This window comes from Vibrio sp. 10N.222.49.C9, from assembly GCF_041474985.1.
Taxonomy (GTDB): Bacteria; Pseudomonadota; Gammaproteobacteria; order Enterobacterales; family Vibrionaceae; genus Vibrio; species Vibrio crassostreae_C.
On record NZ_JBFRVD010000706.1, the window covers coordinates 1 to 379 of the forward strand.

The window sequence follows — 379 nt, forward strand, 5'->3', positions numbered from 1 at the left end:
ACCACATCATTACCAGTGAGAGTCGTTTTTGGAATGTATCGGGCATTAATGCCAAAGTCGGCTTCGATGGCGTTGACGTCAGAGTTGAAAGCCTTGCTGCGTTAATTGGAGGTGGCATAGCCGTCGACTCTCCTGCTCAAGGCACTCGCGTAGAGTCCGATACTGAGTTTAGGCTTTACCCTGATCTGGCAACCGCCGGTCGCGGTATCCCCATCAAGATAACCCTTCCAGACGACAACAATATCAACCCAACTGGCGCACCACTTGTTTACCGAGGTATTGAAATCGGTCAAATCACCAATGTGCAACTTAGCAAAGACCGACAGGACATCATCGCCCAAGCCACCGTTGAACCGGCTTATCACGACCTATTGAATTC

The 379-nt window shown here is 50.1% G+C and carries 1 protein-coding gene; it reads left to right on the top strand.

Annotated features, from left to right (window positions below):
- Positions 1–379, top strand: a 379-nt coding sequence (locus AB4585_RS25180; protein ID WP_372171496.1) for an MlaD family protein, incomplete at both ends; no start/stop codon positions are given.